Source organism: Methylobacterium sp. DB0501, assembly GCF_011043735.1.
GTDB lineage: Bacteria > Pseudomonadota > Alphaproteobacteria > Rhizobiales > Beijerinckiaceae > Methylobacterium > Methylobacterium alsaeris.
On record NZ_JAAKGV010000027.1, the window covers coordinates 1 to 23,793 of the forward strand.

22 protein-coding genes, 4 pseudogenes and 2 other annotated features are annotated in these 23,793 nt (G+C 70.5%); of the genes and pseudogenes, 8 read left to right on the forward strand and 18 right to left on the reverse strand.

Annotated elements, in window-relative coordinates; genetic code table 11:
* Positions 1-56: 56 nt before the first annotated feature.
* From G4G93_RS29970 to G4G93_RS36645, 11 genes and pseudogenes are all read right to left on the reverse strand, one after another.
* A complete protein-coding gene (locus G4G93_RS29970) occupies positions 57-347 on the reverse strand; it encodes a hypothetical protein (protein ID WP_165090322.1) in 291 nt (96 codons plus the stop codon).
* A gap of 187 nt (positions 348-534) precedes the next feature.
* Positions 535-1,763, reverse strand: a protein-coding gene (locus tag G4G93_RS29975; protein WP_165090325.1) for an IS3 family transposase whose coding sequence is annotated in 2 segments (ribosomal slippage) — positions 535-1,469 and positions 1,469-1,763 — 1,230 coding nt in all. Because the reading frame shifts where the segments join, the coding sequence is not laid out codon by codon here.
* Positions 1,366-1,482: a sequence feature (AL1L pseudoknot), on the reverse strand. It overlaps the preceding gene by 117 nt.
* Before the next feature lie 49 nt (positions 1,764-1,812).
* A pseudogene (locus G4G93_RS29980) lies at positions 1,813-2,528 on the reverse strand (IS3 family transposase); the annotation flags it as partial.
* Positions 2,131-2,247, reverse strand: a sequence feature (AL1L pseudoknot). It overlaps the preceding pseudogene by 117 nt.
* 110 nt (positions 2,529-2,638) lie before the next feature.
* Positions 2,639-3,322, reverse strand: coding sequence for an SDR family NAD(P)-dependent oxidoreductase (locus tag G4G93_RS29985; protein WP_165090328.1), 684 nt, complete (start codon positions 3,320-3,322; stop codon positions 2,639-2,641).
* A gap of 10 nt (positions 3,323-3,332) precedes the next feature.
* Positions 3,333-4,532 (reverse strand): sialidase family protein, encoded by a 1,200-nt coding sequence (locus G4G93_RS29990; RefSeq protein ID WP_165090331.1) that lies wholly within the window; start codon positions 4,530-4,532, stop codon positions 3,333-3,335.
* 15 nt (positions 4,533-4,547) lie between these two features.
* On the reverse strand, positions 4,548-5,984 hold the full coding sequence (locus tag G4G93_RS29995) for a sodium:solute symporter family protein (RefSeq protein ID WP_165090334.1): 1,437 nt from the start codon (positions 5,982-5,984) through the stop codon (positions 4,548-4,550).
* A gap of 217 nt (positions 5,985-6,201) precedes the next feature.
* On the reverse strand, positions 6,202-7,119 hold the full coding sequence (locus G4G93_RS30000; protein ID WP_165090337.1) for a dihydrodipicolinate synthase family protein: 918 nt from the start codon (positions 7,117-7,119) through the stop codon (positions 6,202-6,204).
* A gap of 12 nt (positions 7,120-7,131) precedes the next feature.
* Positions 7,132-8,259, reverse strand: coding sequence for an iron-containing alcohol dehydrogenase (locus G4G93_RS30005; RefSeq protein ID WP_165090340.1), 1,128 nt, complete (start codon positions 8,257-8,259; stop codon positions 7,132-7,134).
* Positions 8,256-9,296 (reverse strand): 4-hydroxythreonine-4-phosphate dehydrogenase PdxA, encoded by a 1,041-nt coding sequence (gene pdxA / locus G4G93_RS30010; RefSeq protein WP_312892294.1) that lies wholly within the window; start codon positions 9,294-9,296, stop codon positions 8,256-8,258. Before pdxA ends, G4G93_RS30005 begins: the two co-directional genes overlap by 4 nt.
* On the reverse strand, positions 9,293-10,381 hold the full coding sequence (locus G4G93_RS30015) for a four-carbon acid sugar kinase family protein (protein ID WP_165090343.1): 1,089 nt from the start codon (positions 10,379-10,381) through the stop codon (positions 9,293-9,295). The genes pdxA and G4G93_RS30015 overlap by 4 nt, the downstream gene beginning before the upstream one ends.
* A 14-nt stretch (positions 10,382-10,395) precedes the next feature.
* Positions 10,396-10,896: an FAD-binding protein gene (locus G4G93_RS36645; protein WP_312892295.1), complete on the reverse strand. Its 501-nt coding sequence runs from the start codon at positions 10,894-10,896 to the stop codon at positions 10,396-10,398.
* 214 nt (positions 10,897-11,110) lie between these two features.
* Here G4G93_RS36645 and G4G93_RS30025 point away from each other — a divergent pair, with 214 nt between their 5' ends.
* Positions 11,111-11,857: a FadR/GntR family transcriptional regulator gene (locus G4G93_RS30025; protein WP_165090345.1), complete on the forward strand. Its 747-nt coding sequence runs from the start codon at positions 11,111-11,113 to the stop codon at positions 11,855-11,857.
* 166 nt (positions 11,858-12,023) lie between these two features.
* Positions 12,024-12,156: pseudogene (locus G4G93_RS36825) on the forward strand (IS481 family transposase); the annotation flags it as partial.
* Here the strand turns inward: G4G93_RS36825 and G4G93_RS30030 are convergent.
* Together G4G93_RS30030 and G4G93_RS30035 are read right to left on the reverse strand one after the other, a co-directional pair.
* Positions 12,103-12,500: pseudogene (locus tag G4G93_RS30030) on the reverse strand (transposase); the annotation flags it as partial. The pseudogenes G4G93_RS36825 and G4G93_RS30030 sit on opposite strands and share 54 nt — an antisense overlap.
* Before the next feature lie 78 nt (positions 12,501-12,578).
* Positions 12,579-13,310, reverse strand: a complete 732-nt coding sequence (locus tag G4G93_RS30035; protein ID WP_206290105.1) for a GntR family transcriptional regulator — start codon at positions 13,308-13,310, stop codon at positions 12,579-12,581.
* Between the two features lie 190 nt (positions 13,311-13,500).
* On the opposite strand from G4G93_RS30035, the gene G4G93_RS30040 reads away from it, so the two are divergent.
* The 5 genes from G4G93_RS30040 to G4G93_RS30060 are packed head-to-tail and all read left to right on the forward strand — an operon-like array spanning position 13,501 to position 18,214.
* The gene (locus G4G93_RS30040) at positions 13,501-14,271 is read left to right on the forward strand and encodes an ABC transporter permease (RefSeq protein ID WP_246737115.1); all 771 of its coding nucleotides are present in this window, start codon (positions 13,501-13,503) and stop codon (positions 14,269-14,271) included.
* 2 nt (positions 14,272-14,273) lie between these two features.
* The gene (locus tag G4G93_RS30045) at positions 14,274-15,059 is read left to right on the forward strand and encodes an ABC transporter ATP-binding protein (protein WP_165090352.1); all 786 of its coding nucleotides are present in this window, start codon (positions 14,274-14,276) and stop codon (positions 15,057-15,059) included.
* Positions 15,060-15,096: 37 nt separating this feature from the next.
* Positions 15,097-16,065, forward strand: a complete 969-nt coding sequence (locus G4G93_RS30050) for an ABC transporter substrate-binding protein (protein ID WP_165090355.1) — start codon at positions 15,097-15,099, stop codon at positions 16,063-16,065.
* Positions 16,062-17,513, forward strand: coding sequence for an amidohydrolase family protein (locus G4G93_RS30055; RefSeq protein WP_312892296.1), 1,452 nt, complete (start codon positions 16,062-16,064; stop codon positions 17,511-17,513). The genes G4G93_RS30050 and G4G93_RS30055 overlap by 4 nt, the downstream gene beginning before the upstream one ends.
* A complete protein-coding gene (locus tag G4G93_RS30060; RefSeq protein ID WP_165090357.1) occupies positions 17,510-18,214 on the forward strand; it encodes a sulfite exporter TauE/SafE family protein in 705 nt (234 codons plus the stop codon). Before G4G93_RS30055 ends, G4G93_RS30060 begins: the two co-directional genes overlap by 4 nt.
* 135 nt (positions 18,215-18,349) lie before the next feature.
* On the opposite strand, the pseudogene G4G93_RS30065 reads toward G4G93_RS30060, so the two are convergent.
* The 5 genes and pseudogenes from G4G93_RS30065 to G4G93_RS30085 form a co-directional block, all read right to left on the reverse strand.
* A pseudogene (locus tag G4G93_RS30065) lies at positions 18,350-18,506 on the reverse strand (IS5 family transposase); the annotation flags it as partial.
* 50 nt (positions 18,507-18,556) lie between these two features.
* A complete protein-coding gene (locus G4G93_RS30070; RefSeq protein WP_165090359.1) occupies positions 18,557-19,468 on the reverse strand; it encodes a carbohydrate ABC transporter permease in 912 nt (303 codons plus the stop codon).
* The gene (locus G4G93_RS30075; protein ID WP_165090362.1) at positions 19,465-20,343 is read right to left on the reverse strand and encodes a carbohydrate ABC transporter permease; all 879 of its coding nucleotides are present in this window, start codon (positions 20,341-20,343) and stop codon (positions 19,465-19,467) included. Before G4G93_RS30075 ends, G4G93_RS30070 begins: the two co-directional genes overlap by 4 nt.
* A gap of 62 nt (positions 20,344-20,405) precedes the next feature.
* Complete coding sequence (locus G4G93_RS30080; protein ID WP_165090364.1) at positions 20,406-21,716, reverse strand: ABC transporter substrate-binding protein; 1,311 nt, start codon at positions 21,714-21,716, stop codon at positions 20,406-20,408.
* Positions 21,717-21,790: 74 nt separating this feature from the next.
* Entirely contained in the window at positions 21,791-22,855 is a 1,065-nt protein-coding gene (locus G4G93_RS30085) for an ABC transporter ATP-binding protein (protein WP_165090367.1), read from the reverse strand.
* 119 nt (positions 22,856-22,974) lie between these two features.
* Between G4G93_RS30085 and G4G93_RS30090 the strand changes: the two genes are divergently transcribed.
* A complete protein-coding gene (locus G4G93_RS30090; protein WP_206290106.1) occupies positions 22,975-23,790 on the forward strand; it encodes a DeoR/GlpR family DNA-binding transcription regulator in 816 nt (271 codons plus the stop codon).
* Positions 23,791-23,793: the final 3 nt, after the last annotated feature.

A 23,793-nucleotide genomic window follows, 5' to 3' on the forward strand; every position in this document is an offset into this window, starting at 1 on the left:
CGAGACGCCCAGCACGCGCGCCATGACGGCGATCGGGAAGTGCGCCTGGTTCTCGCTCATGAACCGGAAGATCCCGATGGCAGAACTCCGGTCTCGCGCGCAAACCAGGCTGTCGCGCGAGAGAGGATGTCGCGCTCCAGCTTCAGCTGACGGTTCTCGCGCCGCAGCCGAAGCAGCTCATCGCGCTCGTTCGCCGACAGGGCAGCCTCCACGGCAGGGGGCTTCACCTCCCGGCGGCCTTCCTGTTGATCGGCCTCGGCCACCCAGTTGCGGATGGCTTGGGCCGACGGCTCGAACTCTCGGGCGAGGTCGGTCGGATCGCGTCCGGCGCGGACCAACTCGACCATCTGGCGGCGGAACTCAGCCGGGTATGGGGGACGGGTTCTCAGCATGGCAAATACACCTCACGCAAAAGCGTTCTCGGTGTCCACCGATCCGGGGCAATCCCAGTCGAGTCCGCCCAGCATCTGGTCGGCTTGGCGGGCCAGTACGGTCTGAACCGCTCCGGGTTTTTCGGAGGCTGATTGTCTTGGGTCAGGCGGCCATGGCTTGGTCGCCGACGTGGGTATGATAGCGCGCTTCGGCCTCGGCGGGAGGGACGTTGCCGATGGGCGCGAGGAGGCGACGGTGGTTGTACCAGTCGACCCACTCCAGGGTGGCGTACTCGACCGCCTCGAAGGAGCGCCACGGCCCGCGCCGATGGATCACCTCCGCTTTGAACAAGCCGTTGATCGTCTCCGCCAAGGCGTTGTCGTAAGAGTCGCCGACGCTGCCGACCGACGGCTCGATGCCTGCACCGATAAGGCGCTCCGTGTACCGTAGAGCCAAGTATTGCGAGCCGCGGTCCGAGTGGTGCACCTGCCCGCTGCCCTGGACGGGACGGCGCTCGTGCAGGGCCTGCTCCAGAGCATCCAGAACGAAGCTTGCATGGGCCCTGCGTGAGGCCCGCCAGCCGACGATGCGCCGGGCGAACACATCGATGGCGAAGGCCACATAGACGAAGCCCGACCACGTCGCCACGTACGTGAAGTCGCTGACCCACAGGGCGTTCGGCCGTGGAGCCTTGAAGTGGCGGTTGACCCGGTCGAGGGGGCAAGCTGCGGCCGGGTCGGGGATCGTGGTGCGCACACTCCTGCCCCGCACCACCCCCGCCAAGCCCAATCGGCGCATCAGCCGCGCCACCGTGCATCGCGCGGTCACGATCCCCTCCCGGGCCAGCTGCCGCCAGATCTTGCGCACGCCGTAGACGCGGAAGTTGGCCTCGAACACGCGCTGGATCTCGATCATCAACGCGGCGTCGCTGCGAGCACGAACTGGTTGCTTCTCGGGATCGGCACGCCGGGCGGCATGCACGTAGTAGGTCGACGGGGCGATCGGCAGCACCCTGCAGATCGGCTCGACCCCGTAGACTGTCCGATGATCGTCGATGAAGCTGATCATGGCCGCGACCGGCGGTCGAGCTCCGCCATGGCGAAATACGCCGACGCCTTGCGCAGGATCTCGTTGGCCTGGCGCAGCTCACGGTTCTCACGTTCAAGCGCCTTGATCCGCTCGCGCTCGTCCGTCGTCTGACCGGGTCGCACACCTTGATCACGCTCGGACTGGCGCACCCAGTTCCTCAGCGTCTCGCCCGAGCAGCCGATCTTGGCCGCAATCGACTGGATCGCTGCCCATTGCGAGCCGTGCTCGCCCTCGTGGTCGCGCACCATCCGTACGGCGCGCTCACGTACCTCGGGGGAAAACGGGGCTGTTCGCTTCGTCATGGCTCCATCCTCTCAGAAGTTGGAGCCTCCGGGAAACCCGGGGCGGTTCATTCGGCCGGGGAGCCTTGAAGTGACGGTTGACCCGATCGAGCGGGCAGGCTGCGGCCGGGTCGGAGATTGTGGTGCGCACGGTCCTGCCGCGCGCCACCCCCGCCAAGCCCATCTTGCGCATCAGCCGCGCTACCGTGCATCGCGCGACCACGGTCCCCTCCCGGGGCAGTTGCCGCCAGATCTTGCGCACGCCGTAGACGCGGAAATTGGCCTCGAACACGCGCTGGATCTCGATCATCAACGCGGCGTCGCTGCGGGCACGAACCGGGTGCTTGTCGGGATCGGCACGCCGGGCGGCATGCAGGGAGTAGGTCGACGGGGCGATCGGCAGTACCCAGCAGATCGGCTCGACCCCGTAGACCTCCCGGTGCTCGTCGATGAAGCTGATCATGGCCGCGACCGGCGGTCGAGCTCGGCAAAAGCAAAATACGCCGACGCCTTGCGCAGGATCTCGTTGGCTTGGCGCAGCTCACGGTTCTCCCGTTCCAGCGCCTTGATCCGCTCGCGCTCGTCCGTCGTCTGTCCGGGTCGCACGCCTTGATCACGCACGGACTGACGCACCCCGTTCCTCAGCGTCTCGCCCGGGCAGCCGGTCCTGGCGGCAATCGACTGGATTGCCGACCACTGCGACCCGTGCTCGCCCTCATGGTCGCGCACCATCCGCACGGCGCGCTCGCGCACCTCGGGGGAAAACGGGGCTATTCGCTTCGTCATGGCTCCATCCTCTGAGAAGTTGGAGCTCCCGGGAAACCCGGGACGGTTCACCGCGAGCTTGACGACACGTCCAGAATGAAACCAACGATCGGTTTCAACGACTGTTGGTATCATAAGGAGCTGCCGCCGCAGATCACCAAGTTCTGTCCCGTCACCACCCCCGCGTCGGGCGACAGGAAGTAGGCGACCGCCGCCGCGACCTCCTCGGGCCGGATGAAGCGCCCGAGCGGCGGGAGCTTCGGCGTCACCCCGGTGCGGGAGGGATCGGTCAGCATCGGGGTCTCGGTCGCGGCCGGGGCGACGACGTTGACGGTGATGCCGCGGGGCATCAGTTCGGCGGCCCAGGAGCGGGCGAGCCCGATGAGCGCCGCCTTTGAGGCCGCGTAGGCGCCCCGTCCCGCTGCGCCGGTCGCGGTGCGGCTGCCGATCAGGACCACGCGGCCGCCCGCCTCCATGCGCGGGACCAGGAGGTCGGCGAGGCGGGCCGCCGCCTCGACGTGGAGTCGCCACATCGCTGCGGAATCCCCGGCCGCCCCGTCCTCCGGCGCGGTCTCGCCGAGGCGGCCGACCCGCAGCAGCCCGGCGGCGTGGACGAGTGCGTCGACGCGCAGTGCGCCGATCGCCGGCGCGATGGCGTCGAGGTCGGAGAGATCGAGCGGGAGGTGGCGGTAGCGCGGATGCGCCGGTCCGCCCGCTCCCCGGCTCACCCCCGTCACCTGCCAGCCCTGGCCGAGGAGCCGCGCGACGATCGCGGCGCCGATGCCGGAGCTTGCCCCCGTGACGAGGGCGCGCATGCCAGCCGCTTCACTCACCGGCTGCCACCCAGTCCTCGCACACCCGCACGTGCTTGATCGCCTGGCGGTGATAGGTGAAGGCGACGTGGATCGCCCCGTCCGGCGTCTGGGTCACGGAGGGGTAGGACAATTCGCGATTGGAGCGGTCGCGGGAATTGTTGGTCATGCAGTAGCCGTCGCCAACCTCGAGGTTGCGCCGCCGCGGCCAGGTGCGGCCACCATCGGGCGAGATCGCCAGCGTCAGCGGCGCCCGCGGCGTGCCCCAGAACGCCGTGCGCTTGTGCGGATCGAGCGGGGCCGCGGCCGCCTCCGACGCGGGCGCCTCGTCCTCGATCTCGTCGTAGAGCGAGGCCCGGCGCTCGGTCTCGGCTTCCGCGTTGATCGCGTTGTAGACCAGGGCGACGTGGCCGTTGGCGAGCACGGTCGCCTGGATCGACGAGTTGTTGTTGGGCAGTTCCGTCGGCACCGGGGCCGACCAGGTCTCACCGCCATCCAGCGAGCGGCTCTCGTGGATCGCGTCGGCCCACCGGCTGCGGAAGAGTGCCAGCAGCGTGCCGTCGTGGAGCAGCAGCACGTTCATATGCACCGCGCCGGTGCTGTCCGGGACCGGCACCTCGCGCCAGGTCCGGCCGGAATCGGACGAGATCATCACCGCGCTGGTGTCGTCGTCGCCGACCCACTTGGCGCCCGGCACGCTCGGGCAGTGGAAGATCGGCAGGAGCCAGGTGCCGTTGTCGAGCACCACCGGCGGCTGGCGCACGAAGGTGCCGCATCCCTCCCGCTGCGCGAACAGGGTCTCGATCGGGTCCCAGGTCACGCCGTGATCGTGCGAGATCCGACGGCGCACGAAGGCGGTGTCCTGGTTGCCCGAAACCTGCGCGGTCCAGATCAGCCAGAGCTCGCCGGCCGGCGCGTTGAACAGGATCGGGTTCTGCTCCGAGCGGGTGGGATCGTCCGAGAGCTTTTGCGTCTCCGACCAAGTGTCGCTGCCGGCGGGCAGGCGCGACCCGTAGACCGAGATGTCGGCCATGCCCTCCTGCGTGCCGCCGAACCAGACGCAGGCGAGGTCGCCGTTCGGCAGCGGCATGACGTTGGCGGCGTGGTTCTGCACGCACGGGGAGGGGATGAAGGCCTCGCGGCGGAGCGGGTCGTTGGCGACAGGCCGGACCTCGCCGGTGCGGTTCGCCGGCTTGTCGATGGTGTCGAGCATGGGGGTTCTCCGGGGTCAGGCGGTAGTGGCGGGACGGGCGGGCTCGACCTTCGCGGCCTCCTTGTCGCCCCGCCTGGGGCTGTCGCCCCAGCGGAAGACGCGCTCGACCGCCATGACGAGGAGCGGCGCGAGGGCGGCGACGTACATGTTGTCGATGCCGTAGGGGTTGCCGAGCGCGTACCACACCGTGGTGGCGAGCGCCGCGCCGAGCAGGCCCAGCGTCGCGCCGCGGTTCGAGCCGAACCAGGGCAGGTAGAAGCCGACCATCGCGACGATCGAGATCGACAGGCGAAGGGCCCGGGTGAAGAACGACAGCTTCAGGATCTCCGGGATGAAGAACACGAAGACCAGCGGCACCACGGCGATGACGAGCGAGAACACGCGGGTCATGCGCAGCTCCCGGGCCGGGTCCGGCTTCCAGTACGGCACGTAGAAATCGCGCACCACCAGCGACGCGATGGCGAGCGCCACGGTGCTGACGCTGACGAAGATCGAGGCCACGAGCGAGGTGGTGACGACGCCGGCAAGCAGCGGGTGCATGGTCTTGAGGAAGATCGGCAGCGCGTAGAGGCTATTCATGCTCGGATAGAGCGTCTTCGCCGCGAGCCCGATCAGCGCCAGCACGAGGCCGAGCGGCAGGCAGAACGCCGCCGCGTAGAGAGCCGAGGCCCGGGCCGCGGACGCACTCTTCGTCGAGGAGATCGCCTGGACGATGAACTGGGTCGAGAAGATCGCCCCCACGGTGCCGAAGGTCCAGGCGAAGATGGTCGCCGCGCCGATCTTGCCGTCCCAGGTGAAGTATTCGGGCGGCAATGCCGCCTGCATCGGCGCGATGCCCCCGGTGGCCGAGAGCGCGACCCACAGGATGATGCCGATGCCCGCGACCTTGATCGCGCTGTGCAGGATCGTCACCCAGGCGACGCCCTTCAGCCCGCCGAACACGTAGTAGAACGTGCTCACCGCCGCGATGATGCACATCGCGGTCGGAATGTTGACGCGCAACGCCGTCGAGATCGCCGCCGCGCCGCTGATGTAGTTGCCGACGTTCACCAGCAGCAGGGCGTAGATCATGATTACCGAGACGGTCATCATGGTCGACTTGCCGTATTTCTGCGCGATCGCGGCTGAGATCGTGTACTCGCCCGAATCGTAGATGCGGCGGACGATCAGCAGTCCGAACAGCAGGAAGCCGATCGATGCGCCGAGCACCGACCAGGCGGCGGCGATGCCGGAACTGAACGCCTCCTGGGCGGTGCCGACCGTCGACTTGGCGCCGACGAATTCCGACATCAGCAGCACGCCGACGACGAGCGCCGGCATCGAGCGCGACGCGGTCATGAACTGGGCGTTGGTGCGGCTGCGCAGGCGCAAGGTCAGCCAGCCGGTGAACAGGATGTAGGCGCCGACCATGACCGCGATGGTCAGGCTCTCGCCCTCGGTGAATTCGTGCATGGGCGTGTCCTCGGGGTGGTGTTTTTTCCGTTTCGGAAAAACGATGGTGTTCTTCTTGGCCGGGCGATCGGTCAGGCGATCAGCCTCTTCGTCGACATCTCTCAGGGTCATCCCGGGGCCGAGAAAGCGGAGCCCGGAATGACGCGGAGGACTGGACGACCTTGATCCGGAAATCGGCATCGGGCCGGCGTCGTCGCGCGCCGTTCCCCGGCCGATGTCAGGACGCCCGGGGCAGTGCTTCGTCCGCGCCCAGCAAAGCCGCCCGCTCGGCCTCGGTCAGGGCCATGAGCGGCGGCCGCAGGCGGTGCCAGTTCGCGTCTCCGGTCCGTGCCGCCGTCAGCGCCTTGAGCGAGGCCATCTGGGCAAAGCGCGAGGCGCGCTCGCGGGTCGCCACCACCCGGCTTTGCGCCGCCGCGACCGCGTCGGCCTTGCCCAAGTCGGCGTGGTGGTCGAAGACGAAGCGCAGGTCGCGGGCGCAGAGGTTGGTGGTGGCGGTGATCGCCCCGGCGCCACCCTTCTCGAGGAGCGGCAGCATCAGCGGGTCGGCGCCGGCGAGCACAGCGAAGCCTGGAAAGCGCTCGACGAGGGCCGTCATGTGGGCGAGGTCGCCCGACGAATCCTTGATGCCGGTGACGAGGCCGGGGAAGCGCTCGCGCAGGGCCGCGATGACCCCGTGCGGGATCGGCACGCCGGACATCTGCGGGATGTGGTAGAGCACGACCCGCAGGCGGTCGTCGCCGACCCCCTCGATGATCCGCGAATAGGCGGCGACCAGGCCGTCCTCCGAGACGCCCTTGTAGTAGAAGGGCGGCGGCAGCACGACCGTGGTGACGCCGACCGAGAGGGCGTGGCGGGTGAGCGCCACGGTCTCGGGGATCGCCGCGACGCCGGTGCCGGGCATCAACCGGGAGGGGGCGACGCCGCCGGCGAGCGCCGCTTCGAGCAGGCGCATCCGCTCGTCAGCGGAGAAGGAATTCGCCTCGCCGGTGGTGCCGAGAAGCGCCACGCCGGTGCAGCCCTCCTCGATCAGGTAGCGGCAATGGGCGGAGAAGGCGGCGTAGTTCGGGTTCAGGTCCCGGTCGAGGGGCGTGAGGGCGGCGCAGAACACGCCGCGCGGGAAGACAGGATCGGTCATGGCGGGCGTTCCTCAGCCGGCGGCGTGGTAGAGGGCGAGGATCTGCTGTTCGCTGATCTCGCGCGGGTTGTTGTCAAGGAGCCGGCGGATGGCGTGGGCCTCGGCCGCCATGGCGGGCAGGTCGCCGGCCGGCACGCCGTGGGTCGAGAGGCGCATGGCGATGCCGAGATCGGCGCACCAGCGCGTCGTCGCCGCGACCACCGAGGCCTCGTCGTCAGCCTCGGGCAGCCCGAGGGACGCCATGACCTGGCGAGTCTTCTCCGGCACCGCCGGCGCGTTGAAGGCGAGCGTGTGCGGGAAGATCACCGCGCAGGCGAGCCCGTGCGGGATGTGGTGGCGGGTGCCGAGGGGATAGGCGACGGCGTGGCCGGCCGTGGTGTTGACCGGGCCGAGGCAGAAGCCGCCGTAGAGCGAGGCCAGCGCCAGCCCGGCCCGGGCCTCGCGGTCGGCGCCGTCGCGCACCGCGCGGGCTAAGAAGCGGCCGACGAGGCGGATGCCCTCCAGCGCGTAGAGGTCGATCAGCGGGTGGGCCTTCTTGCTGGTGAAGGCCTCGACGCAATGCGCCATGGCGTCGACGCCGGTCGCCGCGGTGACGGCGGGCGGGACCGTCATGGTGAGGTCGGGGTCGATCACCGCGGCGTCGGCCAGCATGTGGCGGCTCTGCACCGCGAGCTTGTTCTGCGTCGCCGGATCGGTGACCAGCGCCCGGGTGCCGCCCTCGCTGCCGGTGCCGGCGGTAGTCGGGACCTGGATCAGGCCGATGCGGCGGCCGCGCACCTTCTCGGGACCGACGACCTCGTGCAGGGTCTGCCCGCTGCCCGGCAGCACCGCCACGAGCTTCGCCAGGTCCATGGCACTGCCGCCGCCGAAGCCGACGACGAGATCCGGGTTGATCTCCTCGGCGAGCGCCAGGGCCCGGTCGAGATTCGGGATGTCGGGCTCCGGCTTCACCTCGCCGAACACCCGCACCTCGCCGGGCAGGTCGAGGCAGGCGACCCGGGCGGCGTTGAAGGCGTCGGCGACGACCAGGATGGTGCGGGCGCCCATCGCCCGGGCGCGGCGGCCGACCTCCGCGACGGTGCCGGAGCCGAAGGCGATGTCGGGGCGGACGATCTCGATGGGGGTCGCAAAGGGGTTCATGCGGCGCTCCTCTGGGTGATCGCGCCGTTGGCGGCGAGCCGCTCGGCGTATTCGATGGCCTCGATCAGGCTGCGCTCGTTGGCGATGCCGCGGCCGGCGATGTCGAAGGCGGTGCCGTGATCGACCGAGGTGCGGATGATCGGCAGGCCGAGCGTGATGTTGACGCCCGACAGGTCGACCCAGCGGCCGGTCGCGGGGTCGACCTCGAAGCCGAGCAGCTTGACCGGGATGTGCCCCTGGTCGTGGTACATCGCGACGACCGCGTCGTACTGGCCGGCCCGGAGCTTGACGAAGACCGTGTCGCCCGGGACCGGGCCGACGATGTCGAGGCCGTCCGCCACCTTCCCGGCGATCACCGGCGCGCTGACGTCGATGTCCTCGCGGCCGAACAATCCGCCTTCGCCGGCATGGGGGTTGAGCGCCGCGATGGCGATGCGGGGCTTGTCGAGGCCGATGCCCTTCAGCGCCGCGTGGGTGAGGTCGATGACGAGGCGCAGGCGCTCGGGGGTGAGGCGCTTGGGCACGTCCTGGAGCGCGACGTGGGTGGTGACGTGGCTCACCCGCATGTTGCCGTGGGCGAGCATCATCACCGAGCCGCGCACGCCGATGAGGTCGGCCAGCATCTCGGTATGGCCGGCATAATGGTAGCCGGCGAGGTTCAGCGCCTCCTTGTTCAGCGGCGCCGTCACGATGCCGCCGATCGTGCCGTCGAGCGCGAGCCCGACCGCCCGCTCGATCGCCTTGAAGGCGAAGCGGCCGCCATCGGCACTGAGCTTGCCCGGCTCGATCGGCGCGCCCTCTTCATCGGCCTGGAGGCAGCACAGCGCCGGCCACTCGCCGGTGCCCGACACCTCGGGAATCGCGATGCCGAGGCCGAGCGCGCTTTCCGCCCGCTTCAGCGCCGGGTTGCTGCCGACGACGACGAGCTTCAGGTCGCCGGAGGCGAGACGGTCGCGCAGCTTGTGCGCGGCCTTGACGATGATCTCGGGGCCGATCCCGGCGGGATCGCCCATGGTGATGGCGAGGTGGCGGGTCACGCGCAGGTCCTTTCGTGAATGAGGCCGTTCTCGCGCAGGAGGTCGCGCCAGACGGCGGGCGAGCCGAACGCCCCGGATTTCGAGATGACGGCGGTGCCGTCCCACAGGCCGCCGCGCATGCGCGAGCGCGGCAGGCCCGGGACGACCTGCCCGGTGACGACCAGGGATTCGGCCCCGAGCGCGAGGCACAGGGCCTTCAGGGTCTCCCCCCCGGCGACGATCAGCGTCCCGGGCGGCGGCAGGGTGTGGGCGAGGCGCCCGAAGGCGGCGGCGATGCGGGACGCCGCCTCGTCCCGGGCGGTGCCGGGGGCGAGCGCGAGGCTGACGAGGGCGACACCGTCGGCCGCCAGCCGGTCGGCGACCCGCAGGGCGGATTCGCCTTCGGCCAGCACCAGCCGGTGCTCCGGGCAGGCGGCGAGCTGGCTCTCGGTCTCCGGCCGGTCCGAGCCGAACAGGCCGAGGATCGGGCCGCGCAGGCGCCCGTCGCCGGGGGCCGGCGCGTGGCGGGCCAGCGCCCCGGCGAGGCCGCCGCTGCCGCACCACAGGACCGGCGCGTTCCGGCCGAGCGCGGCGATCCGGTCGAGGTCGTCGTCGTCCGCCGCGTCGTAGACGGCGACGCCGTCGATCAGCCCCTCCGAGACGTCCGCGCGGCGGGCCGGCACGCCGGCCGCGCGCAGGATCTCGGCGATGTTGCCCGAGACCGCCTCCCAGCCGTCACCCCTGCGGGCGAGTTGCCGGCCGTCCCGGGTGCGGCGGCCCTGGTAGGGGAAGGCGGGCGCCACCACCCCATGACGCCATCCGCCGAGACAGGCAGCGAGCTCCGCCGCCCAGGGCCCGCGCAGCAGGCTGTCGAGCTTCTTGAAGGCGAGATCGGCGCCCGCGAGCATCGGGGCCGCCCTGGCGGCGATCCGGACCGCCGCGGCCGCGTCGTGCTCGCGGGTCCCGGTATCGAGGGCGAGGCTGCCGCTCGCGGGAAGCGCGGCGCCGACCCACGCGGCTTCCACCGGCCCGACGAGCCCGGTGAAGCCGGCCGCCGTGTCGAGGGTGCCGGTGAGGTCGTCGGCGAGGAGGCGCAGGGTCGGCATCGGTCTCACGCCCGTCAGGTCGCCAGGGCCGGGGCGGGCGCGCCGCCCTCGTCGTCGTCGCCCTTGGCCTTGAGCGGAGCGATCTCGCCGACGTTGAACAGGTAGGAGGCGGCCCCCACGAGGCCGAGGCAGCCCGCCACCGCGAGCGGGATCACGAACGAGCCCTTGGTGATGCTGACCATCACGCCGGTGAAGGTGGTGAGGGCGATGCCGGCGATGCGCCGCATCCGATCGAGGCGGACGATGACGCTCGGCCGGCCGCCGGACGGGATGGCGGCGCCGCACAGGCCCGTATTGCCGCCCTGGGGCAAGATCGCCACGCCGGCCGCGACTAACAACCTGACAACCTCGGCGACCTCCTGGGTCGAGCCGGGCCGAACCACCGCCAGGGCGTCGCCGCGATAGCGGCCGCGCCAATCGACGGTGTAAGGCTCCTGGTCGTCAACCGGCAGGATGACGTTCGTCCGCCCGACCAGGGCGATGAGCCTGTCCGTCACTCCGCCGGGGTTCTGCATGCCCGTTCCTCCCCTTCGGTGCCCGTACAAGGGCCGAATTTGTTGTAAACTTGTAATTCGGTACGGGAGAAGGACTGGGGTTGTCAAGCGAGGAGACGGGGCGCCGTAGGGCCGCCTGACAACATTTTACAAGCTTGCGCCCGGGACCGGGATCGCGACATACTTGTTGCGAGGTGGCCGGCGATCCGGCCGCCCGGGAAGTCCAGGGGATTCCATGCAATCGGCAGTTCAGGATGTCGTCGAGTCCGAGCCGGACGGGCCCGCGCGACCCTCGGGTCTCGCCGACGGCGTCTACCACGGCCTGCTCGCCGAGATCGCCGGCGGCCTCTATGCCGAGAACCAGAAGCTGCCGAGCGAGAACGACCTTGCCACACGCTATAAGGTCTCGCGCCCGGTGGTCCGGGCGGCGCTCGATCGGCTGCGGCGTGAGAACGTCATCGTGTCGCGCCAGGGCGCCGGCAGCTTCGTGCGTCAGCAGGCGCGAGCCCCGGCCCTCGGCTACGCGCCCGTGGAGAGCATCGCGGACATCCAGCGCTGCTACGAGTTCCGCCTCACCATCGAGCCGGAGGCCGCCCGCTACGCCGCGCTTCGGCGCAATGCCGCGGCGCTCGACCGCATCGGTGCCGCCCTGGACCTGATGACGACCGCGACGCGCCAGCAGCAGCACCGCGACGACGCCGACTTCGCCTTCCACCTCGCCATCGCGGAGGCTTCGAACAACCACTATTACGGCGCCTCGCTCCAGGCGCTGCAATCGCACATCGCCGTCGGCATGAAGATCCATGGCCTGGCGCTGCTCGGGCCCAATTCCGGCCTGCAAGGCGTGCTCGACGAGCACCGCGCCATCTTCGCGTCGATCCGCGACGGCGACGCCGAGGCCGCTCGCGACCGGATGCACCGCCATATCTGCTCGTCGCGCGACCGCCTGTTCGAGGGGCGGCTGCTGGACCTGTCGCTGTAGAGGCGTGGTGAGCGACGCACCCCGCGAGGTTGACCATCAGGAACGTGTGTTGGGTGGCCAAACGTCGTTGGGATGCGGCGCGTTGGGCGATTGAAGCCTATGCATGGCAGTTCGCGGGCGGTGCCACCGTGCCGCCCGGAGGGCCCGCAGATGCTCGCCATCCGTCCCCAAGGCCCGCACAACCTCAGCCGTGCGCGCCGAGATCGCCCGCTCGCACGAGCGCTCCGGCGTGCTGGCTAAGCGCTACGGTGTCTCCACCGAGACCATCCGCAAAGGGCGCAAGCGCGGTCGATGCGCTGTCGATTGTAGTATCCCTCGATGTAGGCGTACGTCCTTTGGGCATCTCCGCGAAGATGCCGTTCGCGTTTTTGCACGTCGCGCTCCATGCCCGTCCGGTCGAGCTCACGGCGCCGGCGGGCGATCTCGGCCGCCTGGTCGGACGGCGAGGCGACCGGGCTCGCAGGAGCGGAGCCCGGCAAGCCTGCGGGTCGCGTTGGCGGGGAGCCCTCCATCGGCACGGTTCGCTACTGGCGCAGCATGGAGGGCTGGATGCCGAGTTCGGCGGCGACCGGCCGCTGCTCTCAAGCAGGGCCACCGCCTCGCGTTTGAACTCGGGGGTGAACCCGCGTCGTGTCCTTGCCATCGAACACCTTCCCGGCCCGAGCCGAGTGTATCAGAGGTGCCCTCGAAACCGAGGGAGGACCACTGTTCGACTCCCGGATCATCGGACGTTCCGATCCACGGTGAGCCGATAGCGGAACGTGTCGCCTCGATAGACGAGGTACTCGAAGTCGATCGGCGTGCCCTCTGCGTCGTGGGTAAGGCGCTCGATGCGTAGCACCGGCGCATTGAGGGCGATGCCGAGGAGGGGGGCGACCTCGCCCGAGGCGAGAGCCGCCTCCACCGTGAGATCGGCGCGTCCGAGACGGCGGCCCAGGTCGTTCTCCAGGATGGTGAAGATGTCCCGGCGCGCCAGATCCGCGCTCGCGAGGCGTGCGCCGATCAAGGGGGGCAGGTACGTCACCTCGTAGGAGATCGGTGCGCGGTCGAGGTGGCGGACGCGGCGGATCTCGGTGACCGCGGCGCCCCGCTTCAGCCGCAGCCGCTCCGCGACCTCGCGGGAGGCAGGAATCTCTCCGAAGCCGACGACGTCGTTCCAGACCTCGTGGCCCGCTGCGCCCATGGCCTCGGCGAAGCCCTCCAGCCGCGACAGAGTCTGCGCGGCCTTCGGCAAGGACACGAAAGAGCCCTTGCCTTGAAGGGCGAAGATCATCCCGTCGGCGGCGAGCGCGCCGAGCGCCTGGCGCACGGTGATGCGGCTCACCCCGAAGCGCCGCATCAGTTCGGCCTCGGACGGAAGCCGGTCGTGAGGCTTGAGGAGACCCGAAGCGATCTCCCGCATCAGGGTCTCGCGGATCGCGGCGTGCAGCGCCATCGGTGCGCGGGTGGGCACACTGCCAGCAGCTTCATCACACTGCTCTGTATTTGAACTTGTCATGTCATGTTATACCTGGCTATTCCCGATCTAGCGTGAGCAATGCGGCGTGGCAACGGCCCGTCGCCCAAATGGCGGAAGCGCGAGCATGACTGTCAGCTCAAGAGATGCGTCGGTGCCAGAGGCCAACAAGGCCGCTCGTTCTTCCTTGCCTGCGCTCGCGGCGCCGGCGTGGCTCGGTCCGGGTTTGCGGGCCGGGCTCGCGATCCTCGGCTTCGCCGGCCTCTGGACGCTGGTGACGGTCTCCGGCCTCGTCAACCGCGAGCTGTTTCCCTCGCCGGCGATGGTCTGGGCGGCCGCCGTCGAGCTGGGGGAGGAGGGGGCACTCGGCTCCGATCTCGCCGCCTCCCTCGGCCGGGCGGCGATCGGGTTCGCTCTCGGCTCGGCCGCGGGCGTCATGGTCGGCCTCCTCACCGCCCGCACGCGGTTGTTCTCCGCGGCGCTGACGCCGCTCCTCACTCTGCTGCGGCCGATCCCGGCGATCGCGCTGGTGCCGCTCGCCATCGTCTGGTTCGGCGTCGGCGAGGGCTCGAAATACTTCGTCATCGCCTACACGGTGTTCCTGGCGGTCTGGCTCAACACCCATCACGGCGCGGCCGGCATCGCCGGCACCTACATCCGCGCCTCGCGCTCGCTCGGCGCCGGCACGCGGCGCGAGTTCTTCGAGGTGGTGCTGCCGGCCGCCGCCCCGCACATCGTGGCGGGCCTGCGCATGGGCGCGGCGCTCGCCTTCCTCAGCCTGGTCGCCGCCGAGCTGTCGGGCGCGTCGAGCGGCATCGGCTACCGCATCCAGGAGTCGCGCCAGTTCTTCCGCACGGACCGCCTGTTCGTGGGCCTGATCGAACTCGGCGCCCTGGGGGCGCTCCTCGACGTCCTGTTCGTGGCGGTGTCCCGCCGCGTGATCCACTGGGAGCACTGACGATGGCTGCCTCCCCCGCTCCCGTTCCGAGCGGCCGCGTCCGCGTCGACGGCGTCGCGATCCGCTTTCCGAGCAGCGGCGGCCGCCAGGTCGACGCGCTCGCGCCCACCGGCCTCGTGCTGGAGCCCGGCTCGTTCACGGCGCTGATCGGCCCGTCCGGCTGCGGCAAGTCCACCTTGCTGAATGCGGTCGCCGGCTTCGTGCCGGTCTCCTCCGGCCGCATCGACGTCGACGGCAAGGCGGTCTCGGGGCCCGACCCGGAGGTCGGGGTCGTGTTCCAGCAATATGCGCTGTTTCCCTGGCTCACCGCCGCCCAGAACGTCGGCTTCGCGCTCAAGCGCTTCGGCCTGGCCAATGCGGAGCGGCGCAGTCGGGCGCTGGCCCACCTCGCCGAGGTCGGGCTCGAGGGCCGCGGCGACCTGTATCCCGGCCAGCTCTCGGGCGGCATGAAGCAGCGCGTGGCGCTCGCCCGGACCCTGGCCTCGCGGCCCAAGGTGCTGCTGATGGACGAGCCCTTCGGGGCCCTCGACGCCCAGACCCGCGTCTCGATGCACGAGCTCCTGCTCGGCGTCTGGGAGGCGCACCGCACGACCGTGCTGTTCGTCACGCACGACGTCGACGAGGCCCTGGTGCTCTCCGACCGCATCCACGTGATGTCGGCCGGCCCCGGCCGCATCGTCGAGACCCTCGACATCGAAAGCCCGCGCCCGCGCCGGGTCGACGACGTCGACGCGACCTACCTCGAGAACCGCAACCGCATCATGCGCCGCCTGCGCCACGCGCGCTGACCGCCCGCTCCCGATCCCAGAGCCGAGAGACGTTCCGATGCTCCACACACTGCGCGTGCTCCTGCTGGGGCTCCCGCTCGTCCTCGCCGCCCCCGCCTTCGCCCAGAAGGTCGTCACCGTCGGCTGGGGCTCCTACGCCATGGACGCGCCGCAATTCCTGGTCGCGTCGGAGAAGGGGTACTTCAAGGAGGCTGGGATCGAGCCGAAGTTCATCCCGTTTCAATCAGGCCGCGAGGGCTTCGAGGCGCTGATCGGCGGCCAGCTCGACGTCAACGTCATGGCGGAGTTTCCTGCCGTCGTCGGCACGATGCGCAAGCAGCCCTTCTCGGTTCTGGCCGTGCTCTCGCGCTACGCGGCGAACCGGTTGATCACCACGCCTGCCAGCGGCGCGAGCGACCTTGCCGGCCTGTCGGGCAAGACGATCGGCCTGCCCCTCGGCACCAACGTCCAGTTCATGGTCGACGAGGACCTGAAACGCGCCGGCGTCAAGGCACAGATCGTCAACCTGACCCCGCCCGACCTGCCACCGGCGCTCCTGCGCGGCGACGTCGACGCGATCGCGACCTTCCCGAATGCGTTCGGAGGCGCGCGGCGCATCCTCGGCGAGCGCTACCGTGAGCTGCCGGTCTCCCCCTATGCGACGACCTTCGTGGTCGCGGCCTCGCGCGAGTTCCTGGCCAAGGACGCGGCCGTGGCGACCAAGCTCCTCGGGGCCCTGACCCGCGCCGACGCCTTCATGAGCAGCGACCCGGCAGGGGCGCAGGACATCGTTGCCAAGACCGCCGGCAAGACGCTGACCCTCGAAGCGATCCGGGCCGGATGGGGCCATTACCACTATGATGTCGCCCTCGACGGCGGCCTGCTCGACCTCATGGCCCGCGAGGGCGCATGGATCCGGGAGCGGGGCATCGTGAGAGATGCGGACCCGAGTGCCGCCTTGTTCCGGTCGAGCGTGGCCGATGCCCCGCTCAAGGGCGTTGCGCCCGCGAAGGTGACCCTGCCGTGACCGGCCTCGCTGCCGACCGCGGGCCGCACCCCATGACGCAAGGCGGCTCCTTTCAGCCGGACGCCTTCGCGGGTCCCGGTTTCGTCCTCGAACCCGAGCAGATCCTGCTGCCGGAGGGGCCGGCGCGGGATCGTGCCATCGTGGTGGAGGCGGGACGGATCGCCGATCTCGGGCCGGCGGCAGCGGTGGCGGGGCGGCGCCCCGATCTCCCGCGGATCGCGCTGCCGAATCGACTGGTGATGCCGGGCCTGATCGACATCCACCACCACCTCACCCAGAGTTTCGGCAAGGCGCTGGCCTTCGGCGAACCCTCGGAGATCTTTCGGCGAATCTGGGTGCCGCTCGAGAGCAGCCTCGACGACGAGATTGTTCATGCCTCGGCGAAGCTCGCGGCGCTCGAGGCCTTGCGGGGCGGCTTCACCACCGTCGTCGATGCCGGCACCCGGGCCGCGGGTGACGTCGGAGCCATCGCGCGCGCCACCGAGGCGGCGGGCTTGCGCTGCGTGCTGGGCTTCATCTGCAACGACCTCGGCGGCGGCAAGGCCGGCGATCCGGACGCGATCCTCGCTGCCGCCGACGCTCACCTGGCCCGCTTCCCATCCGGCGGCCTGGTCCACCCCTCGCTGGCGGTCTCGATCCCCGAGGTCGCGAGCGACCGCATGCTCGCCGCCGTGGCGGCACGCTGCCGCGAGGCCGGTGCGATCTTCCAGACCCACGCCAACGAGCATCTCGTCGCCGTCGAGCGGTCGCTCGTCGCCCGCGGCGAGCGGCCGATCGAGCACCTGGCCTCCGTCGGCGCGCTCGGGCCGGCGACGCTGCTCGCCCATGCCACGCTGGTCACGCCCTCGGAACTCGCCCGCATCGCCGACAGCGGCGCGGCCGTAGCCTACAACCCCGTCGCCACGGTCTGGAAGGGCAACGCCGCGGCGCCGGCGCTCGACATGATCGCCCGCGGCATCCCGGTCGGACTCGGCACCGATGGCACCCGCAGCGACGGCTTCCGCCTTCTCGACGCGGCCGAGACCGTCCAGCGCCTCGCCTTCGGGCTGGCCACCGGCGATTCCTCCTGCGGCGGCGGCTGGACCTGGCTCGAGGCCGGCACCTCCGGTGGTGCCCGGGCGGCCGGGCTCGGGGGCGTCACGGGGACGATCGCCCCCGGGCTCGCGGCGGACCTTCTCGTCGTCGACCTCGCGGTCCCGGAGATGCGCCCATCCTGGGACCTGCCCTGGGAACTGATTCGGCTGGGCAACCGCGACCAGATCGAGGCGGTGCTCGTCGCCGGCCGTCTCAGGCTCTGGCGCGGCTGGCCCGTCGATTGGGACGCCCGCAGGCTGATGGCGCAGGTCGCGGCGCGGGCCGAGGCCGCCGTCGCCGCAGCGCCGATCCAGCGGGTCCACCCGGTCTCGACCCGCCACCGCGTCGGGCGCGCAGGACCGCGCCGTCCATGACGCCCACCGTCTTCGCCGCGCTCGCGGCCGCGGTTGCGGTCGGCGGCTTCGTCCAGGGCGCGATCGGCTTCGGCTTCGCGCTGATCGTCGCCCCGGTCGCGATCGCGCTCGCCCCGGACCTGATCCCGACGACCGTGCTGCTGCTGATGATCCCGCTGAGCCTCTACGTCATCATGAGAGAGCGCGGCGCCATCGACCTCGCGGGAGCAGGCTGGGTGACGCTCGGCCGCGTCGTCGGCACAGGCATGGGCTTGGCGGTTCTGGTCCTGCTGTCGCCGGAACGCCTGCGGGTGCTGGTCGGGCTCTCGACCCTCGCGGCGGCGCTGGTGTCCCTGCTCGCGCCGCCCTTCCTGCCCGGCTGGCGCGCCTGCACGGCCGCGGGCGCCGTGACCGGCGTGACCGAGACGGCGACGGGCATCGGCGGTCCCCCGCTCGCCCTCGTCTTCCAGCACGCCTCCGGCCCCGTCCTTCGCACCACCGTCGCGCTGTGCTTCCTCCTCGGCCAAACCCTGTCGATCGCCACCCTGGCCCTCGTCGGCCGGATCACGGCGGCACAGCTCTTGGGCGCCGTGCTGCTCGCGCTGCCCTTGTCGGGCGGCGCCTATCTGAGCCGCTTCGCCCATGGTGCGCTCGACGCGCGGACGCTGCGGCGCGCGGTGCTCGGCTTCGCGATCGTGTCGGGCCTCTGGCTCGTGCTGTGAACGTCGGGTGCGATCCAGCCTAGTCCCAATCCGAGGCCCCAGCTGCGACTAGATCCGCCCCTGGCGTCGCAGTTGCTATCCGCTTTCCGCGGGGTGCCGAACGAACTCGGCGGCTGCGAGCAGACGCCGTCCAAGCATCCGCGTGCCGGTGTAGATCCCATCCGCCTGACGCCCAGCCCGCATCAGCGGCGCGGTCGAGAAGCCAGCCCGCCGCGTACGTGCCGTGGACGTCGGCCGCCGTCACCACTCCGGCCAGAGTAAAGCCGCGCGAGCACGTGAGCACGTCGCGTTCGTGCGTAGCACCGAATGCATGGGAAGGCTCGGAGGCGTGGCGCAGGCCCCTCACCGGATGCCGGCGCGCATGAAGCTTTGCATGAACTGCCGCTGGAACAGCAGGAAACCGATCAGCAGCGGCGCCGCGCTCATCAGCGTGGCGGCCGAAATCACCGCCCAGTCGACGCCCTGGTCGCCGCCGGCGAAGACTTGGAGTCCGACCGTCAGGGGGCGCGCCTCGACCGAGTTCGTGACGATCAACGGCCAGAGGAAGTTGTTCCAATGGTAGCTGACCGAGACGAGGCCATAGGCGATGTAGACCGGCCGGGCGAGGGGGACGTAGACCCGCAGCAGGATCTGGAGTGCACCGGCGCCTTCGACCCGGGCCGCGTCGTCGAGCTCGCGCGGCACGGTCTTGAAGGTCTGACGGAGGAGGAAGATGCCGAAGGCCGAGGCGATGTAGGGCAGCGCGATGCCGGGGATCGTGTCGACGAGGTTGAGCCGGGTCATGGTACGGTAATTCTCGACCACCAGCACATCCGGCATGATCATCAGCTGCACCAGCACGAGCGCGAAGGCGATGCCGCGTCCGGGAAAGTCGAACCGCGCGAAGGCGTAGGCCCCGAGCGTGCCGAGCACGACCTGGCAGGCGAAGATCAGCGTCACCAGCACGAAGGTGTTGAGGAAGTAGCGCGCGAAGGGCGCCGCGTCCCAGGCCCGGTAGAAGTTCTCCAGGGTCAGGGGGGCGTCGAGGCGCAGGCGGGTCGTGGCGTCCGGCGCGTGGAAGGCGGCCCAGGCGGCGAAGAGCAGCGGCGCGATCCAGATGAGCGCGAGCAGGCCGGCGCCGGCGCCCTCGATCAGGCGCCAGATCCCGCGCGGGGCGTAGGGGTCGCTGCGCGCGGGCGCCTTGCTGCGGGCTGCTGGCGGAGCCGCGACGGACGGCGCCAGGGGCGCGAGCGTGAGGTCGGCCGGGCTGCTCATTGGTAATGAACCTTGCGCTCAAGCCAGCCGTACTGGACCAGGGCCACGACCGCGAGGAGCGCGATCAGGACGAGGGTCAGTGCGGCGGCGTAGGACGTGTCCCAGAACGTGAAGCCGACCTGGTAGATGTGGAAGAGCAACAGCGAGGTCGCGTTGTCCGGCCCGCCCCGGGTCATCACGATGATCAGGTCGGCGGTCCGGAAGGCGTTGATGACGGCGTTGATCAGGACGAACAGCGTCGTCGGCATCAGGAGCGGGAGCTGTACCCGGCGACAATAGGTCCAGCGCGAGGCGCCCTCGAGGGCGGCCGCCTCGGCCAGGACCGGCGGGATCGCCTGGAGCGCCGCGAGATAGAAGATCATGAAGAAGCCGGCCTCCTTCCACACCGCCACCAGCGTCACCGCCGCCAGCGCCGTGTCGGCGGAGCCGAGCCAGTTGTGCGAGGGAAAGCCCAGGGCGCCGGTGATCTGCTCCAGCAATCCGTATTGCGGCGTGTAGAAGAACAGCCAGATGTTGCCCGCCGCGATCATCGGCAGGATCGTCGGGGTGAAATAGGCCATGCGGGCGAAGGTGCGCCCGGGGATGCGGTCGTTGACCCAGACCGCCATCAGGAGGGCGAGCCCGATCGACAGCGGGATCGTGGCGGCGGCGAACCACAGGTTGTTGGTGAGCGACTGCCAGAAGACCGGGTCGGCCCACATCTGCTCGAAATTGGCGGCGCCGACGAAGTGCGAGGGCCGGCGCGGCCGCGCCGTCGAGGTGACGCTCTCGAACAGGCTCGCCAGGGCCGGCCAATGGGTGAAGGCGACGAGCAGGAGCATCGCCGGCATGAGCAGCAGCCAGCCCTGAAGGGCGGCGGAGACGCGGCGGGTCATCGATCGGTCCGGGAGGAAGGGGAGGGGCCCGGACGGCGCGTGGCCATCCGGGCCCGAAGGGGTCAGCGGTAGGACTTCAGGATGCGCTCGGCATCGGCCTGCGCGTCCTTGAGCGCCTTCTCGGGCGTCTTCGAGCCGAGGAGCGCCGCCTGGATGCTGTCGTTGAGCGCCTTCGTCACGCGCTGGTTCTCGTGCGTCGACAGCTCGGCCACCGCGTAGGCGAGCTGGTCGCGGGCGACCGCCGCCGGCGGGAAGCCAGCCAGGTAGTCCTTCATCAGCCTGGTGTCGTAGGCCGCGTGGCTGACGCCGACATAGCCGGTGTCGATGCTCCACTGCGCCGCCCGCTCGGGCTGCGTCATCCACTTGGCGAAGCGGAAGGCCGCCTCCTGCTGGGCCGGCGTGGCCTTCTTCGAGATGGTGAAGTTGCCCCCGCCGGTCGGGCTGCCGCGGCGCTTCTGCGCCGGCAGCATCGCGACCCCGAACTCGAACTTGGCGTTGTTGCGCACGTTCGTCAGGTTGCCAGTGGTGGTCCACATCATCGCGGTCTTGCGCTCGAAGAAGTCCTTCGGCGTGGTGGCCCACTCGACGACGCCCGGCGCGAGGACCTTCCGCTTCTGCGCGAGATCGACCCAGTATTGCAGGCCCTCGACGACGCCCGGCTTGTCGAAATAGGTGCGGTCGCCGTCCTGGCTCGCCAGCACGTCGCCAGCCTCGATCGCCAGCGCCTGGAGCATCCAGTAGGGGAAGCCCGAGGAGGGGATCTGCGTGCCCCATTGCGTGGTGTTGCCGGCGCCGTCGCGCTTGGTGAGCTTCTCCGCGAAGGCGGTGTGCTCGGCCCAGGTCGCGGGCGCCGTCTCGGGGTCGAGGCCGGCCTCGCGGAACAGGTCCTTGTTCCAGTACAGCACGATGGTCGAGCGCTGGAACGGGATGCCCCAGGTCTGGCCGCCGATCTGCCCGTTCAGCAAGAAGGCCGGGAAGAAGTCCTTCAGCCAGGCCTTGTCCTCCGCCGACTTGACAAACCCGTCGACCGGGACGATCGCCTCCTCGTCGATCAGCGTGAAGGTATCGGTGGAGAGCAGCACGGACAGCGTCGGCGGCGTACCGCTCTTATGCGCGGTCAGCACCTTGACCAGCGTGTCCTGGTAGGTCCCGGCATAGACCGGGGTGACCTTGACGTCCGGGTTCTCCTTGGAGAAGGCGGCGGCGTAGCCGTCGATCACCTTGGTGATCGGGCCGCCGACCGCCACCGGATAGAAGAAGCTGACCTCGGTCGGCCCGCCCTGGGCCAGGGCCGGCCGGGCGAGGCCGGTCGTCGCCAGGCCTGCGCCAGCCACCAAGGCCGCGCCGCCCGCCAGGAATTGTCGCCTGTCCATCGTGCTCTCCAAGCTCGGATCGTCGTTCGGGCGCGGGGCCGCCCGTTTTGTCCGTCGCGGTCCGCGACCGGATTTCAGGCCGCGCGCGTCTCGCTTGCCCGGTCGAACCAGTGGGCGTCGCCCGGCGACCAGGCGAGGCGGACCGTGTCGCCGGCCGCCACTCCGGCGCATCCTGAGGCGCGCGCGACGAAGGAGGCACCGCCGAGCCGGGTCTCGATCAGCGTGTCGGCGCCGAGATACTCGACCCCCACCACCTCGGCCGGGACTCCGGCGGGATCGAGCCGCACGCTTTCCGGCCGCACGCCGAGGCTGAGCCCGTCGGGGTCGCCCGGCGCGCCGGACAGGGCCCAGCCCTGGCCGGCGAGGCTCGACGCCGGCACCACGTTCATCGGCGGGGTGCCGACGAAGCGCGCGACGAAGCCCGATTGCGGCCGCTCGTAGAGTTCGGCCGGCGTCGCGTTCTGCTCGACATGGCCGGCGCGCATCACCACGACCCGGTCGGCCATCGTCATGGCCTCGACCTGGTCGTGGGTGACGTAGATCATCGTCATGCCGAGGCGCTGCTGGAGGGCGCGGATCTCGCGCCGCATCTCCATGCGCAGCTGCGCGTCGAGGTTGGAGAGCGGCTCGTCCATCAGGCAGACCGAGGCCTCGGCCACGATGGCGCGGGCGAGCGCCACCCGCTGCTGCTGGCCGCCCGAGAGTTGCGACGGGCGCCGTTCGAGGAGCGGGGTCAGGCCCAGCAGGCCGGCGGCGCGGGCGAGCCGCGCGTTCCTGTCCGCCCGCGACACCTTCCGGACCGTGAGGCCGAACAGGATATTCTCGGCGACCGTCAGGTGGGGGAAGAGCGCGTAGGACTGGAACACCATCGCGAGGCCGCGCCGGGCCGGCGGCTCGGCCGAGACGTCCCGCCCGCCGATGCGGACAGTGCCGGAATCGGCTGCGTCGAGCCCCGCGATGATGCGCAGCAAGGTGGACTTGCCGCAGCCGGACGGACCGAGCAGCACCGTGAGGCCGCCGGCCGGGACCGTGAGCGTGATGCCGGACAGGATCCGGGTGGCGCCGAAGGATTTCTCGATGCCGTGCAGCCCGACCTCGCCCCGCGGCGAACCGGCCTGTGTCAAACCTGGCTGTGTCATGGGGAGACGTTCTAGGAGCGCGGTGTGACATTCATATGAAGCGCGAATGATCTCGCATTCGGCGAGGGAGCCCGGCTAAGTGTCATAGTTACGTCATTCGAGCGTGGTTGGAGGGGAATATGAATATCAACGAACTTCAAATGAGCGTCGGCGGTGGATCCGAGGCCCGCCAGAGCGCCATCACCGAGATGCTGCGCAGCCGCGACTTCATCACGGTCGAGGAGCTGGCCGAGCGCTTCGCCGTTGCGACCCAGACCATCCGGCGCGACCTCGGTGCGCTCTGCGACAGCGGGATCGCCCGGCGGCGTCACGGCGGCGTCGAGCGGGTGCGGCTCGACAAGAACCTCTCGTTCGGGGATCGCCGCGTGCTGAACCGGGACGCCAAGCAGAGCATCGCCGCTGCCGTCGCGGCCCGGGTGCGGGACGGCGAATCCGTCGCCCTCGGCATCGGCACCACGCCGCAATGCGTCGCCGAGGCGCTGCTCGGCCACAAGCGGCTCAAGATCGTCACCAACAACCTGCCGCTCGCCCTGATCGTCGGCCAGAATTCGGACTTCGCCCTGTCGATCGCCGGCGGCGCGGTGCGCGGGGGCGACCTCGACGTGTGCAGCCCGGCCTTCTTCACGACCTACAAGGTCGACGTCGCGATCTTCGGCGTCGCCGGGGTCGATCCCGACGGCTCGCTGCTCGACTTCTCGGAGGAGGAGGTGCGGGTGCGCGAGGCGATGCTGCGCAACTGCCGCCGCTCCTACCTGGTGGTCGATTCCTCGAAGTTCGCCCGCCCCGCCCACGTGCATGGCGGGCGCATCGAGGACGTGACGGCCCTGTTCTGCGAGGCCGAACCGCCGGCCGGCATCCGCCGGATCCTCGACCTGTCCGGCGTCGAATTCGTCCGGTGCCCGGTGGCGCCGCCGCTCTCCGTCGGCCTTGGCTGAGGC